Genomic DNA, 16,756 nt, shown 5'->3' with positions numbered 1-16,756 from the left:
GTATAAGTGTTATGAATTATTTGTGGTTAAGTTCCATGTCAGGGTTAAACGCGCTCACGCGAATGGGAATCTCGAAGGTGTAGTTCGGACTGCGGGGCGACAGGGTGGCTTCAACAACACCGGTTTTAGGGTTTATTCGCTTTACTTCAGGCATGCCACCCTCCTGATCAAGCCGCTTCATATCAAACCAGCGCATACCGCTGTATGCGAGTTCGCGCCGGCGTTCGGCGAGTACCTTGGTGAGCGCTTCCTCGGCTGAACTGGCCGTCTGGTCGGCATAAGCAGCCGTACGTATACGGTTTTTCCGTAAGGTGTTTATCACTGTCATTGCCTCATTAAATTTGCCATCGCGTGCCAGGAGCTCAGCACGGGTAAGGTGCATTTCCGGATAGGTAATGCCAAAGTTATAGACCCCCGGCAGTGATGCCCGCCCCAGGCCATTGTTGTTGGTAACCGTAAGAAAACTATAACGGATGTCGTTGCTGTCAAAATAAGTTTTCAGATCGTTTGAGTAAAGCATGAAAATAGGGCTTCCGCTCACCGCGGCACGCTGCCATAAAACTTCCGGATTAAGATCATACACCGGCATTAAGGTGTAGGTAGCGTAATTATTATAGTTGAGGATGCTGTGCGTGCCTTGCAGGGCCATATCCGTATAGGTTTCAGCGTTGTCGAAGTCGCCCATATACAGAAAGATCCTGCTCAACAGTCCGTACGCTGCATACTTGGTGGCTCGGTACCGGTTGATATTGGTGGTTGGCAGACTTTCAGCAGCAGTTTTGAGATCGGCTATGATCGCGTCGAGCGTAGCTTTCAGGGTAGCGCGCGGAGGAGCTTTGTCGTTCACATCTGTGCTGGTTACCAGAGGCAGGCCCGGATCGGTTGCAGCAGTCGCCGGATTGTACGCCTTGGCAAAAACGGTAAGCAGCTCAAGGTAACAATTGGCCCGAACTACCAGGGCTTCGGCAATGACACTTTGTTTCTGCAGGTCCGAACCGTCAGTAGCGCTGCCCGCGCCGTTGATGATTACGTTGGCCGAGTAGATGCTGCGGTAGGCTGGTCCCCAAACATCCGGACTAGCCTTCTCATTCATAGTGAGGATGGGGCGCCAATAGTAGCCGTTCGCCGTGGGCGACTGAACCGTTGCTTCAAAGGTATTTAAATTGTCGTCTGTAAAATCCAGCAGGTTAATAGGGAAAGTCCGCGTCATAGAGGGCGCATTAAGTAATCCTTCATAGTCCGAAAGCTTCTCAGGCAGGATGATTCCTTTGGGTTTGATTTCCAGGAAATCTTTACAGGAACTGGCCACAATGGCAAGAAGGACCAGAAATATATATGTCTTTTTCATGGTTGCAGAGTTAAAAATTGGTGGATAAGGTAAAGCTGTAGAAAGGCTGAGTTTCCAGGCGGCGAACCCCGTTAAGCCTGTCGATCGCGTCCGGATCTATATCATTTCCGCTGAAGGTATAGCGGAATGGGTTCTGCGCCTGAAAACGAAGCTGGGTGTCCCTCAGCCCGAGATCCCGCAGAAACTTAGCTTTTGCGTTGTAAGTGATGACCACATCGCGCAAACGAATGTAATCGGCCTTGCGTACAAATTCATGGGCATACTGGTAGCCATATAGCGCAGACGACTGATAATAGCCGGGCGCCGTACTGGTAGCTCCGGTATATCCCGGTATACGGGTGTTCAGTTCGTCACCTTTATTTCGCCAGAAATTTACCGCACCCTGAAGCGGAAAACTGCTGCTGCTGCCAATGTTGTTTGGGTTAGGCTGTTCTACGCGCATTACGTGGCCGCCATAATACATAAACAGGAAGGAAAGATCGAAGTCACCAATGCTAAACTGGTTGTTTAAACCCAGCACATGTTTCGGTACTGTTGTCCCACTGTAAATCATGTCTTCCCTGGTTACATCGTCTGTGCCTGCGCCGAAGCTGAAAAGGGTAAGCACGTGTGCATTGCCATTGCGATCCATCACGTAAGGCTGACCCATATCATTCAAACCTCCGTAATTATAGCTGTACAGCGCTCCGATCGGCTGGCTCTGAACAGGGTTCGTGTTAGCCGCAATAAGCTGTGAGTTGGCAAACTCCGTTGCCTTAACGGCGAGTACCTTATTGCGGTTAAAAGAGGCTGTTAGCTGTGTTCTCCAGGAAAAGCGATCGCCGCGAATGTTGTGGCTGTTGATCAGCAGTTCCAGTCCCCGGTTCTCGATAGAAGCCGTATTGGCGTCGTACTGGTTAAAGCCTGTTGTCGGGTCGGCATCAAACTTGCCGAAAACATCGATCGTTTTTTTGAGATAATAATCTGCCGAGCCCGTAATGCGGTTATTAAACAAGCCATAATCGAGCCCCAGATTGTAATTTTTGGTTGTTTCCCATCTTAGCGACTGGTTTTCCGGTGTGAGCACCTCGTTGTAGGTCAGCGGCGTAGTAAAGGCCGTGTTCAGCGCCGTGTTCAGGATCAGGAAGGCACCGTTATTGCTGCTCGGCACGTTTCCATTGAAACCTGTTGCCGTACGAAGCTGCAACTGGCTGATCCACTCGTGCTTTTTGATAAAGGCTTCCTCTCCAAGACGCCAGTTGATGCCGGCCGACCACAGTGGTTTGTTCCGGTATTTTGGATCTACGCCAAAAAGATTGGACTGGTCTATACGAAAACTTCCGGTTGCCACATATTTCGATCTAAAGATATAAGTGCCCTGACCATAGTATGAATTGAAACGGCGGTCGGTAGAGGTTTCATTAAAATAATTGTTGCTGCTGAATCGGGAGCCGAACGCCGATGGCCCGAAAGAGATGGCAGGGGTGGTTGTTGCGTTTAGCGCGCCCATATTGATCGGCTTCACGATGAGCGATTGTCCGTCGTACCCAAAGAACGAGGTCAGGTATCCGTCGGAGTTTGTTTTTCTCTGTTCTACACCCGCGATTCCGGAGATGCTGTGCTCGTGGCCATCAAAACTTTTATTGAAATTAAGCTGGCCGCGCAGGGTGTAGTTGACCACTTTCTGCGTGTTTTTTCTCAGGATATTTCCTTTAGGCATATTTGTAAACAGTGCCCTGCCGTTGGCCGGGTCGCGAAGCGCCATAGAATTGATCAGCCAGCGCGACTCATAGGCGTTTTCCGTCTGGAGCCTGTCGGTCAGCATGCTTTGATTTTCATAATTGCCACCCAGGTCCAGGCTCATCCAGTCTGTGATCTTCCCGTTAAGCCGTCCCTGAAAACGCATGGAACCCGTGCGCACCGTGGTTGTATTCGAGGCCAGTTCCTGGTAAGGATAGTAAAGAAGATCGTACAGTCCGGCCGCCTGTAGTGTATTATTGGTTGCCGTGGTCAACGCCTTGGTGGAGTAATCACGCCCTTGTCCGAGCGACATAGCCAGAGCCTTCCCCTGATCGTCTGTCAACCTTTCATAGGGGAAAAAGTCGCCATAGCCGGGCGTCAGGCCCGAACGGTTTGTTATATTGGTATAAGTCCCTCTCAGGTCGGCACTGATACGGCTCGACAGCTGTATGGTATTGGCCAGGTTAAGGTTAAACTGGTTATTCTCCGACCGTCGGTTTACAGGCCTTTCTCCGATATAATTGAAGCCTATCATATAAGTGCTGCGGTCGTTTCCCCCGCTTACATCGAGATTAAGGTTACGGGCCTGGCGCTGCTGGTAGAACAGGTCCTTATATTCCTGCAGATTGCTGTACGAGCCGAGGGCGGCGAGTTGTGCATCTACTTGCTCCTGGCTCAGTTGGGGATTGGTTACGCCTGTCCGGGGCCCTTTAAACAGGATTTCCTGCGCCGGGTTCATTTTGTAGTAACCCAGATCGTACAACGTTGTGGTAGGCTTTGAGATATAGAAGTTCTCCCGTTGAAGCTGTACGAATTCGGCGGCCGAGATGTAATTCAGGTAGCCGAAATCGGGTTTAGCCTGAACAGCGTAAGAACTATTGAAATTAATGGTCGGTTTTCCGGCTTTTCCCCTCCTTGTTTCCACGATGATCACACCGTTAGAAGCCCTTACTCCATAAATAGAGGCGGCTGCGGCATCCCGTAACACCGATATGGACACGATGTCGTTCGGGTTTATGGTGCGGAGATCAATCTCTGTAGGAAATCCATCCAATACAATCAAAGGCTGCTTTACGGCATCAAAAGTAGAAACGCCACGAATGCTCAGTTCTCCGGTTTGTCCGTTGTATACCAATCCAGGCACCTTCCCCTCCAGACTTTCCAGAAAATTGCCTGTAATCGCCTCGCGCTGATGGTATTCGGCCTCACTTACGGTTGAAGCCGCCCCGGTGAGCTGATCTTTGCTGATCCGCTGATAGCCGGTAGACACGGTCACCTCTCTAAGCTCTTCGTCTTCCGGGAATATGGAAATAGTCAACTCTGCTTTTACGGGTACCTCTTTGGTTTTATAGCCGGTATAAGAGACAACCAAGACGGCATTTTCATCTACGGCCCTGAACTCAAACCCGCCTGTGGCGTTGGTAATGAATATCCGGTTCGTATTCTTTATTTTGACGGTCGCGCCCGGAAGCGGAATGCCGCGTTCGTCGCGCACGGTACCTGTCACATTAATATTGTCGAACACCTCTGTAAGGCGCTGCAGTAAGGATTTTTCCTGACGCTCCACGATGATATTCTTGTCCCGTATCGTGTATACCACTGGCTGACCGTAAAAGCTGCGGTTCAGGACTTCCTCGATAGAGGCATTGTAAAAACTGACGTCCAGTTTCCTGTTTTGGTCTATTTTAGAATCTGCGTAAAAGATGTTGTATCCGGTCTGCCTGGTAATTTCCCGAAAGAGCTGCTTTATGCTTACATCCTTTTGGGAGTATGTGATCTTTTGCGCAAAACTGTGGGCGCTGACCTGCATTATGCAAACGATTAATAGAAATGTGGTGATTTTCATGATCAGCAGGAATTTGTCCAGGTGCAGGGGATGCCCGCACGAGTTCTTAGTACAAATTTTCATACATTTGAGTTGTTTGGATTTGAATGGAAATGAAATTTTAACGGATTAATTCACAGGACAATCTGAACATTTTGGCCAGGGGTGTTGGAGCGCCCCTGGCTCTTTTTCAGGCTTGTCTGCATATACAGTTTATCTCCTTTCAGGGTCCTGCTTTAGTGTAAAAGTGTTTCATGGTTTAGCTTAGTTTATTCGTTGTTTAGTTAATTACAGTTACTTTTCTTCCATCCACTTTGAAATGGATGCCTTCACTTTCTTCCAGGAGCGTCAGTACGGCCGAAATCTTCGCATATTTAGAAATCGTACCGCTGTAGGTCTTGCCGGCGGTTGGTGCTGAGGCGTAGTCTACCTGCACATCGTACCAACGGGCAATTTTTCGCATCACCGATTGCAGGGGTTCATTTTCAAAGTTGAAGATGCCGTTCTTCCAGTCGGTATACGTTTCTGGCCTTACATAAATCACGGTAATGTCCGACTTACCGACCCTGGCCTGCTGATTAGGGCTCAGCCTGGTGCTGCCGTTGACACTTACGGAACCTTCCACCAGGGTGGTGCGGGTGAGAGGTTCATCCGCATAACTATTGATGTTAAACTGCGTACCCAGCACTTCGATCTGTTGGTTTCGGCTTTCTATTACGAAGGGGTGGTCCTTGTCTTTGGCAATATCAAAATAGCCCTCGCCTTCAAATTTTACCATCCGTTTTTCCTGCCTGCCCAGGTTGACCGGATAAGTCAGCGTTGAGGCTGCATTCATCCAAACCATCGACCCGTCTGGTAGGCGCACCTGGTAAGTTTCCCCTTTAGCGGTCGACAATACATTCATGGCTTTCCCGTCCGAAGCCTGTCCTTTTATTTCATAAACCAGCTGGTTGTCAGCCGTCTTACTGATGACCACCCCCGCCTCCGTGGCGAGTTCGCCATTGGCTGCGTCAGAGAGTCTTATTTTTCTTCCGTTGGCAAGGGTCAGTGTAGCACCGCTGGTACCCGGGTCAATATCGTTCCTGTAAGTACTTTGTCTAGATACTGTTTGATGAAAGCCTGCATTGTAGTAAAAGAGTCCGGCCCCGAAAAGGATCAATGCTATGGCAGCGGCGATAGCCGGTCTGCGCCATATTTTCCATGTCCGTCGTGTGGGCATTACAGCGGTATGTTTGTAACCGAATATCTGCGCCAGGGTCTGCTCCTGCATCCCTGCGCTCATTTCCCGATCGCCGGTCTCCCGTTCATATTCAAAGCCAAGCCGGTCTTCGATTTCCGTCCGGTAAACCGGGTCCTCAAAATAACTGAGTAACTCGGCGCGGTCCAGTTGAGACAGGCCGCCCCGAAGGTAGCTGTCAATCAAGTGATGAAGTCTTGGATTGTTTTTCATATTCCGTAAGCGGCGTCGCCGATCCTTTACTGATATGACACCGCTCATACTTGCTTACAGGGTAGTCAGAATAAAAAAATATCATTTGCTTCCTGTCAGGAATCGAAGAGTGCCAGGATCAGTAGCGGGTAAACTGTTGCATGCTTTTTGAAATGCATCCGGATTTTTTTTAAGGCATCTTTCATGTACGCATTCACCGTCTGCGGCGATATATTCATTTTCTCGGCGGCTTCCGCATATTTCAGCCCCTGCTGATGACATAACTGATAAACCTGCCGCTGCTGAGGCGATAGTCCGGCAATGGCCTCGTTCAGCAGGTTGCTTACCTCATTATACTCAAGCTGCAGGGTGGTTGAGTCGTCGCGTTCATCGAAAGACCGGCCGAACTCGCCGGTTGTGCGGGCTACCTGAAGTTCCTTTCTCACAACGTTCAGCGAATGATTGCGCACCATCCGGTTCAGGTAAGCGCCGAAACTCTGAACTTCGGCAAGTCTTTCCCGGTTAAGCCATATTTTTAAAAACACATCCTGCACCACTTCACTTGCACTTTCTTCAGAAGAGGTGATGCGCAGGCTGAAACTGTAGAGAAACCTGTGGTAATGTTTGAAAAGTGCCGCGAACGCACGCTGGTCCCCTTGCGCGATCTGAGCAAGCAATTCGCTTTCGTTCTGAAGAGGTGTTACAGCCCATATTCCCGACGGATAAAACTACAGATTTATACGTTTAGTCGATCATGTCGGTAGTCGATAAGTTGTTTTTGGCAAGGGTTGACATCAGCAGACACAAAATTGTCACGGATTATGTAACTTCATCATATGAAATCATTTTTGAAAGTTGGTGTTGCGGTGGTAGCTGCCATGACACAGGTTGCCGTGTTTTACGGATCTGTCTACGCACAGTCAGCATCCGCGATCAGGATGTCGCCGGTAAAAGTGGGCCTGCAACTGGTCACCGACCAGCTGTCTTATCCGACAGCCTTTGCAGCACCTAACGACAAATCGGGCCGCTTGTTTGTCTGCGAACAGGCCGGACGCATCCGAATCATCAAGAAGGGGAACTTGCAAACCGAACCTTTGCTGGATTTCGCGCCTGAAGTATTCATGACAGCCAGTGCCGACGAGCGGGGCTTGCTGGGTCTGGCCCTGCATCCCGATTTCCTGAAGAACGGTAAACTGTATGTGTACTTTAGTTCGCGTATTCCCAAAACCCCTGGAGTAGATCACAAAAGTATGATCAGGGAGTATACGGTGTCTAAACAGAACCCCGACCTGGTCGATAAGGCTAGTGCGCGTGATGTGTTAACGATCAATGAGCCCGAATCCAATCATAACGGCGGGGATTTGAAGTTCGGTCCGGACGGATACCTCTATATTGGTGTGGGCGATGGCGGCGCATATAATGACCTGCACGGTGCGTATGGAAACGGACAAAACATGAATACGCTGCTGGGTAAGATATTGCGGATCGACGTAAATGCTGTGCCTTACGCCATTCCAAAAGACAATCCCTTTGTCGGAAAAGAGAATATGAAGCCTGAGATTTACGCCTATGGTCTGAGAAACCCCTGGCGGATAAGTTTTGACCGGCAGGACGGAAGGCTGTTTGCCGGTGATGTAGGTCAGAAAAACTGGGAGGAAGTAAACATCATCACCAAAGGCGGCAATTTCGGCTGGCGTGTAAGGGAGGGTACTCATGTGAAGTTTCCCAACGATCCCGATCCGAAGAACTGGATCAACCCGATTATTGATTACGGCCGGCAGGAAGGAATCAGCATTACCGGCGGTTTTCTGTACCGGGGCAAGCGCATTCCGGAGCTTAGGGGTAAATATGTGTTTGGCGACCTGATGGGGCCGGTATGGGCGCTTACCGATGTGAAAAAGGCCCTCTGGCAAATAGAGCGCTTATCCATCTCTAAAGAACCCGGTATCTGGCAGATCTATAGTTTCGGGGAAGACCAGGAGGGTGAGCTCTATATTTTGGCCAACATTCTGGAAGCTGAGAAAGGTTCGGTGTACAAGATTGTACCCGGCGAGTAGCGGATCAGGAAGCGCTTACTTCTGCTTCAGCTTTGCTTTAAAGACCTTTTCAAACTTCTGAACCTTGGGAAGGACCACAGCCTTACAGTAAGGGGCGTTGCCGTTTTTATTGAAATAGTTCTGATGGTAATTTTCAGCGACATAAAAAGGCGCCGCCTTTTCTATAGTGGTGACCACCGGGTTAGGGAAGACTTTCTGGTCATTCAGTTTCTTCTTGTACTGATCAGCCAAACGTTTCTGTTCTGCATTATGATAAAAAATTACAGAGCGGTACTGTGTGCCCACGTCGGCGCCCTGGCGGTTCAGCGTGGTGGGGTCGTGCGTTTTCCAAAATACTTCCAGCAATTCCTCATAACTTATTTTTGAGGGATCATAGGTGAGTTCAATCACCTCCGCATGGCCAGTCGTTCCTGTGCACACGTCCTCGTAGCTTGGGTTGGCCGTATAACCGCCTTCATAACCGGAGCGGACCGAGGCCACACCGTTCAGTCGCTGAAACACCGCTTCCGAACACCAGAAACAACCGTTCCCGAATGTAGCTTTTTGCAGTTTGTTCTGCTGCGCCTTTGTTTTGCTGAATGGTAGCAGCATGGTTGCCGCCAGAAGTATGATCGCAATTCTCATGTGTTATCGTTTATGTATTTACTTACGCAGTTGCCGCCCTAATAGTCTTTATGCTTTGTAATTAATTGGTAATAGTTTACTAATTTCGGTTTTATAATTATATCCAGCACCATGTCAGCATCCTATATACCCAGCCTCAATATCGAACTATATATTAACGGAAGCAAAGAACAGCGCGCTGCTTTTTCTGCGGAGCTTGGCAGGGCTTTCAACGATTCGGGCTTTGTTACCATCACCAATCACGGACTGGATCAGGAGCTTATCGACCGGCTCTATAACAATATCCAGGCGATGTTTGCCCTTCCGGTAGGGGTAAAGCGAAACTATGAGCGCACCGAACTGGCCGGGCAACGTGGTTATACCAGCGCTGGTAAGGAAATTGCCAAAGGGGCGAAGACTGCCGATCTTAAAGAATTCTGGCAGATCGGTCAGGACGATAACCTCTATCTCGAAGAGATCCCTGATTTTAACGAAGTCACCCGCGAAGTGTTTAAACGCCTGGAAGAAAATGGCAAACATCTGCTCCGGGCGATTGCAGACTATCTGGGACTGTCGCAGGATTATTTCGATCAGCATGTAGATCGGGGTAACTCTATCCTTCGCGGCATACATTATTTTCCGATTGAAGATCCGGATGCCCTGCCTCCCGATGCCGTTCGGGCAGGTGCGCATGAAGACATCAATCTAATTACCCTGCTGATCGGCGCAAGCGCCGACGGACTCGAGGTGCTTACACGTGACAATAAATGGCTGCCTATACAAGCAGGGCATACCGATATTGTGGTAAACGTTGGTGATATGCTGCAGCGGCTGACAAACAATAAGCTCCGCTCAACGACCCACCGTGTGGTGAACCCGCCGAGGGAGCTTATGAAAACCTCACGGTATTCTGTGCCGTTTTTTCTGCACCCGCGCGCGGGCATGGACCTTACCTGTCTCCCTTCATGCATTAGCGCGGACAGGCCCAAAGCCTATTCCGATATGACAGCCGGTGACTACCTGGACGAGCGGCTACGCGAAATAGGGTTGAAGATGTAGTTCTTTTCAGGATGTGCAGGGGCGAACGCCGCCTTTGATCTCTTCGATATGCTGAAGACAGGCAATGTTGCCCTTAGAGAGTATTTCTTCCACGCGTCGAATAATGAGCGACAGTTCATAATCGGAAATCTGGAAGGTTTCGTCGTAACGTGCCTCGCCGATGCCTTTAAGCAACAAGGCGGTCAGGCGACCGTCTTCCGGTGTTTTGAGACCGCCTGCAAAAGAGGATTCGGGCAGGATGTGGTCAACCAGCCTCATTAAGCGGCGTAGCCCGTTGGTGTTGGTACGGTAGCCAGTAAGCACCCGGAGCATGCCGGAATAGCAATGCAGCAGCGCCTGGTAAAGCATGTAAACAGAAAGATTTTTCAGCTCACCTCGTTTATAAAATACTGCTCCCTTCAGAAAACCGTCAGATAGTTTGTACCACTGCTGCCAGAACAGTTCCCTTTTTAAAATGCGTTTGCTGATCGCTTCGCCTGCTGCGGGAGCAACGAACAGTTCCTTGCCCTGATCGTAAAGCAGGGTCCCTTTTTTATAGATCGTTGTAAAAAATGAGCTTCCATTCATCAGCGCGTTGTTGATCTCTTCCATGCGGTGCACCAGTATGTTAGCCTGCGCAATGTGCTTCAGGCTTTCTTCTGCCTGCATCTGTATCACAATATCTGCCATGATCTCCTGTGCGGAAGGTATCAGCAACAGGGAATAGCTGTTTTGCGGCCACGGGTTCCCCTCACTGCCGGTGTATTCGGTGAAACAGCTGTGGTATTCAATGTTGTTCGTAATGCTGCCAAAACAGACGATTTTTTCCATTTTATACCTTGAAATAACAAGATCTACCATGGCCTTTAGTTCGGCCGACAAAGCTTTTTCCGGAGATGGGAGCCCGGCTCCCGGTTTTTGTTTTTTCATGTTGTTTTATAATTTAGAAGTTAGAAAGCTTTTACAAGATGTTACCTGCTTTCGAAAAGCAGATGTGCCGCTTCAATAAATTTGGCCAGGTGACTGAAAGCGCGCCCGGTCGGCGCCACATCCTTCTCTTTTATTTTAAGGGTATTGCTCAGGCTGTACGTTAGCCATTCGTTCAGCGTGCTTTTCCATTTGTGCATCTTCTTAAAATGGAAAAAGTCGTCGATGATGGTCACCAGATGCTTGTTCCGCACATGCCTGTCCACTTTGCCCTGCTCCCGCATAATCCACACAGCGTCTATGAGTTTAATGAGGCATTCGTGCATATAAATGAGGTTGGCCGGGTGATCGGCTGCTTTCCATAAATCTGTTTCACTGAGCATTTGTTCCCAGGCCGAGAGGGCTGGGTGGAGATTTTCTATATTGATGTAATAAGTGCCGAAAGTGCTTAACAGGCTGAGCGGTTGCCTGATGCATTCGCGCGAAAGATGCGTGGGATGGTTGCGGTCGCAGGCATATTTCATTTCCTTACAAGTTAAAAGCACCGGGAACGCTGCCGGCCCTTTGCTGTAAATCTTAAATCCTTCTTCAATCAGTTCCGAAAGCTGAAAGAAATCGGAAGCTATATTGAAATCAGCGATACTGAAGTATTCGTATTTATCGTTTGTCATATACGAAGCATCGAGGGCGATTTGCAGGTAAGTAAACAGGTCACATTTGCTGAAGCCGTCATAATGTTTGTTGTAATGGTTGCTCAGCACAGTTACTCCGCCGCCTCCTTTGGTTGGGTCTTCGGCTGCCTCCGCTTCCCCAAAACGAAAAAGCGAACTAAGCTCATCGGCTAAATGATTTGCCGCATACCGGTTGTTAGTGATCGGCATCGGACTGCTCAGCTCAGGGCAGTACTTGTTTACGAGCCAGAGTACATCGAGCAATCTGGCTGCATCCATACACAGACTGTAAAGATCAGCCGGGTCGTGCAGCTTCCACTCATTCTCCTTAAACAGCATTTTCAGTAGACTCCAGAGATCCTGCTGAAAGTCGGTGGGCTTGCGTCTTCTGTACAGTTCACCTAATACGAGGTAGGGATCGCTTATCTCCTTACGTTTAAGAAAGCTAATGTGCGGCCGGTAACAACAAAATTTACTATACTTCATAATTTCCAATTTATTTAGATACATTTACGCCGTGATAAACTAAAATGCTTATCAGGAAACTTTTGGCAAGTTATATTCTTTTGACTATTATTGACAAGTCAAAAGACAACTAAATGAATTGATATTGTGAAACAACCTGATTCAGAGGATAATAATTTTGGTGCACGCTTACGTGCCGTACGCCAGGCTAAACAAATGACGCTGGAGCAGTTCTACCGGCCGGTTACTGATCACATCAGCAATTGCTCTGCAATTGAAAACGGAAAACGGAAGATAGGGAAGCGTTTGTCAAAAGATATTATTGATTATCATCACATCAATCCCGAATGGCTTAAAACGGGGCTGGGTGATATGTTTGCAGAAAGACCCGGGAGTGAAGACACGACCGCGTCACAGGAGAATCCCGGTGTGCCTTATTTAAACGTCGACCTCTCCGAGATTTCTGTCGACGGCTTTGATCAGCTCAGGGAAAGTCCGGAGTACTACGTTAACTTCCGGCCCTTTAATGATTGTGATGCTTACCTGCCTATTTATGGCGACAGCATGTATCCCAGATATGCCAGCGGGGAAATCATTGTCATCCGGGAAGTGACCAATTACGATGTCCTGCAGTGGGGTGAGGCCTACCTAGTCGTAACCGATGAACGGGCAAACAACATGTCTACAGTGAAATTGGTGTTCGAACATCCCGATGAAGACAGGCTGGTGCTCCGGGCATCGAATCCTAACTACCGCGGAGATATGGTCATCGAGAAGAGATTTATCAGAAATATGTTCATCATCAAGGGCAAGGTCACCAGGAATCAGCTTTAAGGCGCTGGTGCAGTTCGCTTGGACTTGTCGACCGCCCGGTTCAGGACATCCTGTATTCTGCCCCTTATTTTCATGGTGCTCAGTTTGTTGCTTGCTGCAGGGTGCACGCGGTTAGACAGGAAAACGTATACGAGTTGCCGCGACGCGTCTACCCAAACGCAGGTACCCGTGTAGCCGGTATGACCGAAGGTCTGCGGTGACGCCAGGTCTGAAGGATATTTTTTGGTCTTGTCCGGATCCCAGCGGTCGAAGCCCAGTCCGCGCCTGCTGACGTTTGACTGCTGCGCAGTGAATAGTACTACGGTCTCGGGTTTAAAAATCTGCGCTCCTCCGTAGGTACCTTTGTTGAGCAGCATCTGGTAAAAAATTGCGAGGTCATTTGCACTGGCAAACAGGCCGGCGTGGCCTGAAATCCCTCCGGTAAGGGCTGCTCCCTGATCGTGTACAAAACCATGCAACAGGGTTTTCCGGAAATAGGTGTCCTGCTCAGTAGGTACAATCAAGGCCCTGTCGAACCGCTTACGTGGTGAGAAACCGGCGGTCTGCATGCCCAGGGGCTTATAAAAGTTCTCCATGACGTATTCATCGAGACGCGATCCGCTGATCTGTTCCACGATCTCTTTCATAACGTACATGCTGATGTCGCTGTATACATATTTACCCCGGGTGCGCAGCGGTGTCGCCAGCATTTTGGGCCACATCATCTCCTCAAAGAAATTTTGCCGGATGTAGTAACCGTCGGCCACCTGCGTAGGGTAGGCTGCACTCGAATCCCGGCTGTGATCGGAAGGCTTCACATAATCATGAAAAGCGATATAAGGAATAAAGCCTGCCTGATGGAGCATGACCTCCCTTAAACGCACAGGGTTCATAGGTTGCGTTCTGGCCCTCGGAATATAAGCCCCGACATTGGTATCAAGATTTAACCTGCGCTCTTCAAATAAGCGCATGACGGCTGGTGTGGTGGCCGTAGTTTTGGTAACCGAAGCTATGTCGAAGATGTCGGAGACCCTTTCCTGGACCGTGTCGGCATAAGTATGACTCCCGTAAGCTTTATTAAAGATCACTTTCCCGTCTTTTGCCGCAAGAACTACCATGCCCGGTGTCGCACGCGCCCGGATGGCCTCCATGGCAATATCATCAATTTCCTGCAGGTCTTCTGTATTGACACCGGCGTCTTCCGGAAGGGTATACTTTAAACGTGTTGATGTTGTACTGAACCCGGAGCCTGCCACGTATTTGGCCGACAAAGTACTGTTCAGCTTTTTATCAAGCGCAATGCCGCCAAATATCGCTTGTGGCACCAGAGCGTAAGCAATCGGCGTACTCTGATCTGTCCAGATCAGCGGGGCGTTAAGCGAGTCGAGCAAAGAGAGGCTGGATAGTCCCCCAAAAAGACATAGCACCACGTCTTTCGTTCTTGCTACGTTAAATATAAAGTTGCGGTTCCTGCTGTCGGAGATCCGTTGGGCTGGCAGGCTGATGATCACTGTATTAAAAAACTTAAGGTCCTCCTCAAGTGCATCGAGGCTGGTTGCGTTCTTATAATTGCCAGTTGTAAATGACTTCACCTGAGCGTACTTGTTCGCCAGACTGTCAAACAGGGGCTGACCGGAAAAGTCAAGGCTTACCGACGCAATGTTTTTCTCATTTAGTGATCTGAGTGGAATGATGCCGCGCTCATTATTCAGTAAAACTGTATTACGAATCACCGTGTTGCTTACGGCAAGAATCTGTTGGTTATGCTGATGGTTCTGGGCACATGCATTGAAGGTGATAAGGGTGTGTAAACAGATGATAACAAGGCGGACGAAATTCTTTTTTCTCATAAATAACGGCAAAAAACTCTGGTTGTAAGTACAACGTAAAATTAGGCGTTTTGATTCGTGTACTGCTAAAGATATGAAAACGAGACGGTGATTGAGCCTTATTTTACCTAAATTAGCGACGTTTACAGTCCGGATAACACATGTCAGATATCATAAAGCTTTTACCCGATAGTATTGCCAATCAGATAGCAGCAGGAGAGGTGGTTCAGCGACCGGCATCGGCGGTAAAGGAACTTTTAGAGAACGCGATAGATGCGGGGGCGAGTAAGATACAGCTGATCATCAAAGACGCAGGGAAAGCCCTGATCCAGGTTATAGATAACGGTTGCGGTATGAGTGTAACCGATGCCCGCATGTGTTTCGAGCGTCATGCTACTTCCAAAGTTCGCAAGGCGGAAGATCTTTTTGCAATCCGTACGATGGGATTTCGTGGAGAGGCGATGGCCTCTATTGCAGCAATTGCCCAGGTAGAAATGAGAACGCGAAGACATGAAGATGAGATCGGCACGCTGGTCGAGATCGAAGGCTCTTCGGTTACCCGTCAGGAGCCTGTAGCCACCCCGGCAGGCACAAGCATATGTGTAAAAAATCTCTTCTTCAATACCCCTGCGCGCCGAAACTTCCTGAAAAGCAATGCTGCTGAGATGCGCCATATTGTCGACGAGTTTCAGCGTATTGCCATGTCAAATTCGGGCATAGCTTTCAGCCTGCATCACGATGGCGCCGAGATTTACCGGCTGCCGGCATCGTCGTTGAAACAGCGCATCGTACACCTGCTGGGCAATAATTATAACGAAAGACTTATTCCGGTTGAGGAGGAAACGACGATCATCAACCTGAAGGGTTTTATCGGCAAACCGCAGTTTGCCAAAAAAACCAGGGGCGAACAGTTTTTCTTCGTGAACAACCGTTTTATTAAAGATGCTTATCTGAACCATGCCGTAAACAAGGCCTATGAAGATTTGCTTCCTGAAGAGAACTTTCCCTTATATGTGCTTTTTATTGATATAGATCCCGCCAATATAGATGTCAATGTGCATCCTACAAAAACCGAGATCAAGTATCTCGACGAAAAATCGATCTATGCTATCCTGCATTCGGCGGTAAAACGCTCACTCGGAAGGTTCAACATCAGTCCGACGATAGATTTCGATCAGGAAACCGGTTTCAGCAATATGATTACCCCGCTGCCGCCCGAAGAGATTGTGCCGCCCAGCATTAGCTTTAATCCGGATTTCAATCCCTTTGCCAATGAGCCGGGCCAGGTGAGGAATTCGAGCTATTCAAGCATGCCCAAGCCCTACTCCAATGGTCGCGGAGGCGGTTCCAGCAGTGTTGCGTCCTGGGGCGCTCTTTATGAGGTTGCCACGGAGTCGCGGTACGACCAAACGGAACTGAACTTGCCGGGTTCTGGAGGTGAAGAAGAATTAGCCCCCGTACAGAAGCAATTTATGCAGCTGCACAACCGGTATATCGTCTCGCAGATTAAGTCGGGTGTTATGCTTATCGATCAGCAGGCGGCGCATGAACGGATTTTGTATGAACGTTTTCAGCGCCATCTTGAGGACCGCAAAGGCGCCTCACAGCAAAGTCTCTTTCCGCAAACGGTTACCTTAAGTGCGGGCGACTATGAGTTGGCCAGGAGTTTGCTTGATGACATCAAAAGCCTGGGTTTTGAGGTGCGCGAGTTTGGTAAGAACACCCTGGTCATAGAGGGTATACCGGTCGACCTGGGCAGCGTGAATATCAACGAAACGCAGCTTTTCGAGCAGTTGATAGAAGGATTCAAGAATTCGCAGCAGGAGCTTAAGCTCGACAGGCGGGGAGCGCTTGCAAGGAGCATGGCAAAGAACAGCGCCATAAAGAGCGGAACTGCATTAAGTCAGCCCGAAATGAATACGCTGATAGAAGAGTTGTTTGGATGTGCCGCACCCAATATTAGTTTGAGCGGGAAACCCGTGATACATACCATCAGCCTTGCTGAACTTGACAAAAGATTTGAGAAATAAAC

At 49.0% G+C, this 16,756-nt stretch carries 12 protein-coding genes; 4 read left to right on the top strand and 8 right to left on the bottom strand.

Annotated elements, in window-relative coordinates; translation table 11 throughout:
* Window positions 1-16: 16 nt before the first annotated feature.
* The 4 genes from J3P40_RS00690 to J3P40_RS00675 all read right to left on the bottom strand — a co-directional run bounded on the left by J3P40_RS00690 (window position 17) and on the right by J3P40_RS00675 (window position 6,998).
* Window positions 17-1,348, bottom strand: coding sequence for a RagB/SusD family nutrient uptake outer membrane protein (locus J3P40_RS00690; protein ID WP_256001929.1), 1,332 nt, complete (start codon window positions 1,346-1,348; stop codon window positions 17-19).
* A 10-nt stretch (window positions 1,349-1,358) separates the two neighbouring features.
* Window positions 1,359-4,976, bottom strand: a complete 3,618-nt coding sequence (locus J3P40_RS00685) for a SusC/RagA family TonB-linked outer membrane protein (protein WP_256001928.1) — start codon at window positions 4,974-4,976, stop codon at window positions 1,359-1,361.
* A gap of 196 nt (window positions 4,977-5,172) precedes the next feature.
* Window positions 5,173-6,342 carry a FecR family protein gene (locus J3P40_RS00680; protein ID WP_256001927.1) on the bottom strand — a complete coding sequence of 390 codons (1,170 nt, stop codon included), beginning with the start codon at window positions 6,340-6,342 and terminating at the stop codon, window positions 5,173-5,175.
* 95 nt (window positions 6,343-6,437) lie between these two features.
* Complete coding sequence (locus J3P40_RS00675; RefSeq protein ID WP_256001926.1) at window positions 6,438-6,998, bottom strand: RNA polymerase sigma factor; 561 nt, start codon at window positions 6,996-6,998, stop codon at window positions 6,438-6,440.
* Window positions 6,999-7,157: 159 nt separating this feature from the next.
* Here J3P40_RS00675 and J3P40_RS00670 point away from each other — a divergent pair, with 159 nt between their 5' ends.
* The gene (locus J3P40_RS00670; protein WP_256001925.1) at window positions 7,158-8,378 is read left to right on the top strand and encodes a PQQ-dependent sugar dehydrogenase; all 1,221 of its coding nucleotides are present in this window, start codon (window positions 7,158-7,160) and stop codon (window positions 8,376-8,378) included.
* A gap of 15 nt (window positions 8,379-8,393) precedes the next feature.
* Here the strand turns inward: J3P40_RS00670 and msrA are convergent, their stop codons facing one another.
* Window positions 8,394-9,002, bottom strand: coding sequence for a peptide-methionine (S)-S-oxide reductase MsrA (gene msrA / locus J3P40_RS00665; RefSeq protein WP_256001924.1), 609 nt, complete (start codon window positions 9,000-9,002; stop codon window positions 8,394-8,396).
* A 111-nt stretch (window positions 9,003-9,113) separates the two neighbouring features.
* Between msrA and J3P40_RS00660 the strand changes: the two genes are divergently transcribed.
* Window positions 9,114-10,040, top strand: coding sequence for an isopenicillin N synthase family dioxygenase (locus J3P40_RS00660; RefSeq protein WP_256001923.1), 927 nt, complete (start codon window positions 9,114-9,116; stop codon window positions 10,038-10,040).
* A gap of 6 nt (window positions 10,041-10,046) precedes the next feature.
* Here the strand turns inward: J3P40_RS00660 and J3P40_RS00655 are convergent, their stop codons facing one another.
* Both J3P40_RS00655 and J3P40_RS00650 read right to left on the bottom strand, forming a co-directional pair.
* Entirely contained in the window at window positions 10,047-10,949 is a 903-nt protein-coding gene (locus tag J3P40_RS00655) for a HEPN domain-containing protein (RefSeq protein WP_256001922.1), read from the bottom strand.
* A 41-nt stretch (window positions 10,950-10,990) separates the two neighbouring features.
* On the bottom strand, window positions 10,991-12,103 hold the full coding sequence (locus J3P40_RS00650) for a hypothetical protein (protein ID WP_256001921.1): 1,113 nt from the start codon (window positions 12,101-12,103) through the stop codon (window positions 10,991-10,993).
* Between the two features lie 126 nt (window positions 12,104-12,229).
* Between J3P40_RS00650 and J3P40_RS00645 the strand changes: the two genes are divergently transcribed.
* Window positions 12,230-12,916 carry an XRE family transcriptional regulator gene (locus J3P40_RS00645; RefSeq protein ID WP_256001920.1) on the top strand — a complete coding sequence of 229 codons (687 nt, stop codon included), beginning with the start codon at window positions 12,230-12,232 and terminating at the stop codon, window positions 12,914-12,916.
* On the opposite strand, the gene J3P40_RS00640 is transcribed toward J3P40_RS00645, so the two are convergent.
* Window positions 12,913-14,745 carry a serine hydrolase domain-containing protein gene (locus J3P40_RS00640; RefSeq protein ID WP_256001919.1) on the bottom strand — a complete coding sequence of 611 codons (1,833 nt, stop codon included), beginning with the start codon at window positions 14,743-14,745 and terminating at the stop codon, window positions 12,913-12,915. The genes J3P40_RS00645 and J3P40_RS00640 overlap by 4 nt on opposite strands.
* A 140-nt stretch (window positions 14,746-14,885) precedes the next feature.
* Between J3P40_RS00640 and mutL the strand changes: the two genes are divergently transcribed.
* Window positions 14,886-16,754, top strand: a complete 1,869-nt coding sequence (gene mutL / locus J3P40_RS00635; RefSeq protein WP_256001918.1) for a DNA mismatch repair endonuclease MutL — start codon at window positions 14,886-14,888, stop codon at window positions 16,752-16,754.
* Window positions 16,755-16,756: the final 2 nt, after the last annotated feature.

It is taken from the genome of Pedobacter deserti (assembly GCF_024436415.1).
GTDB classification, from domain to species: Bacteria; Bacteroidota; Bacteroidia; order Sphingobacteriales; family Sphingobacteriaceae; genus Pedobacter; species Pedobacter faecalis.
Note: the sequence above shows the minus strand (reverse complement) of the source record. Positions and strands in the feature narration are given on the sequence as shown.

Coding starts and splice junctions, on each gene's coding strand:
- J3P40_RS00690 (WP_256001929.1), bottom strand. CDS start 1,348: ATGAAAAAGACATATATATTTCTGGTCCTTCTTGCCATTGTGGCCAGT.
- J3P40_RS00685 (WP_256001928.1), bottom strand. CDS start 4,976: ATGAAAATTTGTACTAAGAACTCGTGCGGGCATCCCCTGCACCTGGAC.
- J3P40_RS00680 (WP_256001927.1), bottom strand. CDS start 6,342: ATGAAAAACAATCCAAGACTTCATCACTTGATTGACAGCTACCTTCGG.
- J3P40_RS00670 (WP_256001925.1), top strand. CDS start 7,158: ATGAAATCATTTTTGAAAGTTGGTGTTGCGGTGGTAGCTGCCATGACA.
- msrA (WP_256001924.1), bottom strand. CDS start 9,002: ATGAGAATTGCGATCATACTTCTGGCGGCAACCATGCTGCTACCATTC.
- J3P40_RS00660 (WP_256001923.1), top strand. CDS start 9,114: ATGTCAGCATCCTATATACCCAGCCTCAATATCGAACTATATATTAAC.
- J3P40_RS00655 (WP_256001922.1), bottom strand. CDS start 10,949: ATGAAAAAACAAAAACCGGGAGCCGGGCTCCCATCTCCGGAAAAAGCT.
- J3P40_RS00650 (WP_256001921.1), bottom strand. CDS start 12,103: ATGAAGTATAGTAAATTTTGTTGTTACCGGCCGCACATTAGCTTTCTT.
- J3P40_RS00640 (WP_256001919.1), bottom strand. CDS start 14,745: ATGAGAAAAAAGAATTTCGTCCGCCTTGTTATCATCTGTTTACACACC.
- mutL (WP_256001918.1), top strand. CDS start 14,886: ATGTCAGATATCATAAAGCTTTTACCCGATAGTATTGCCAATCAGATA.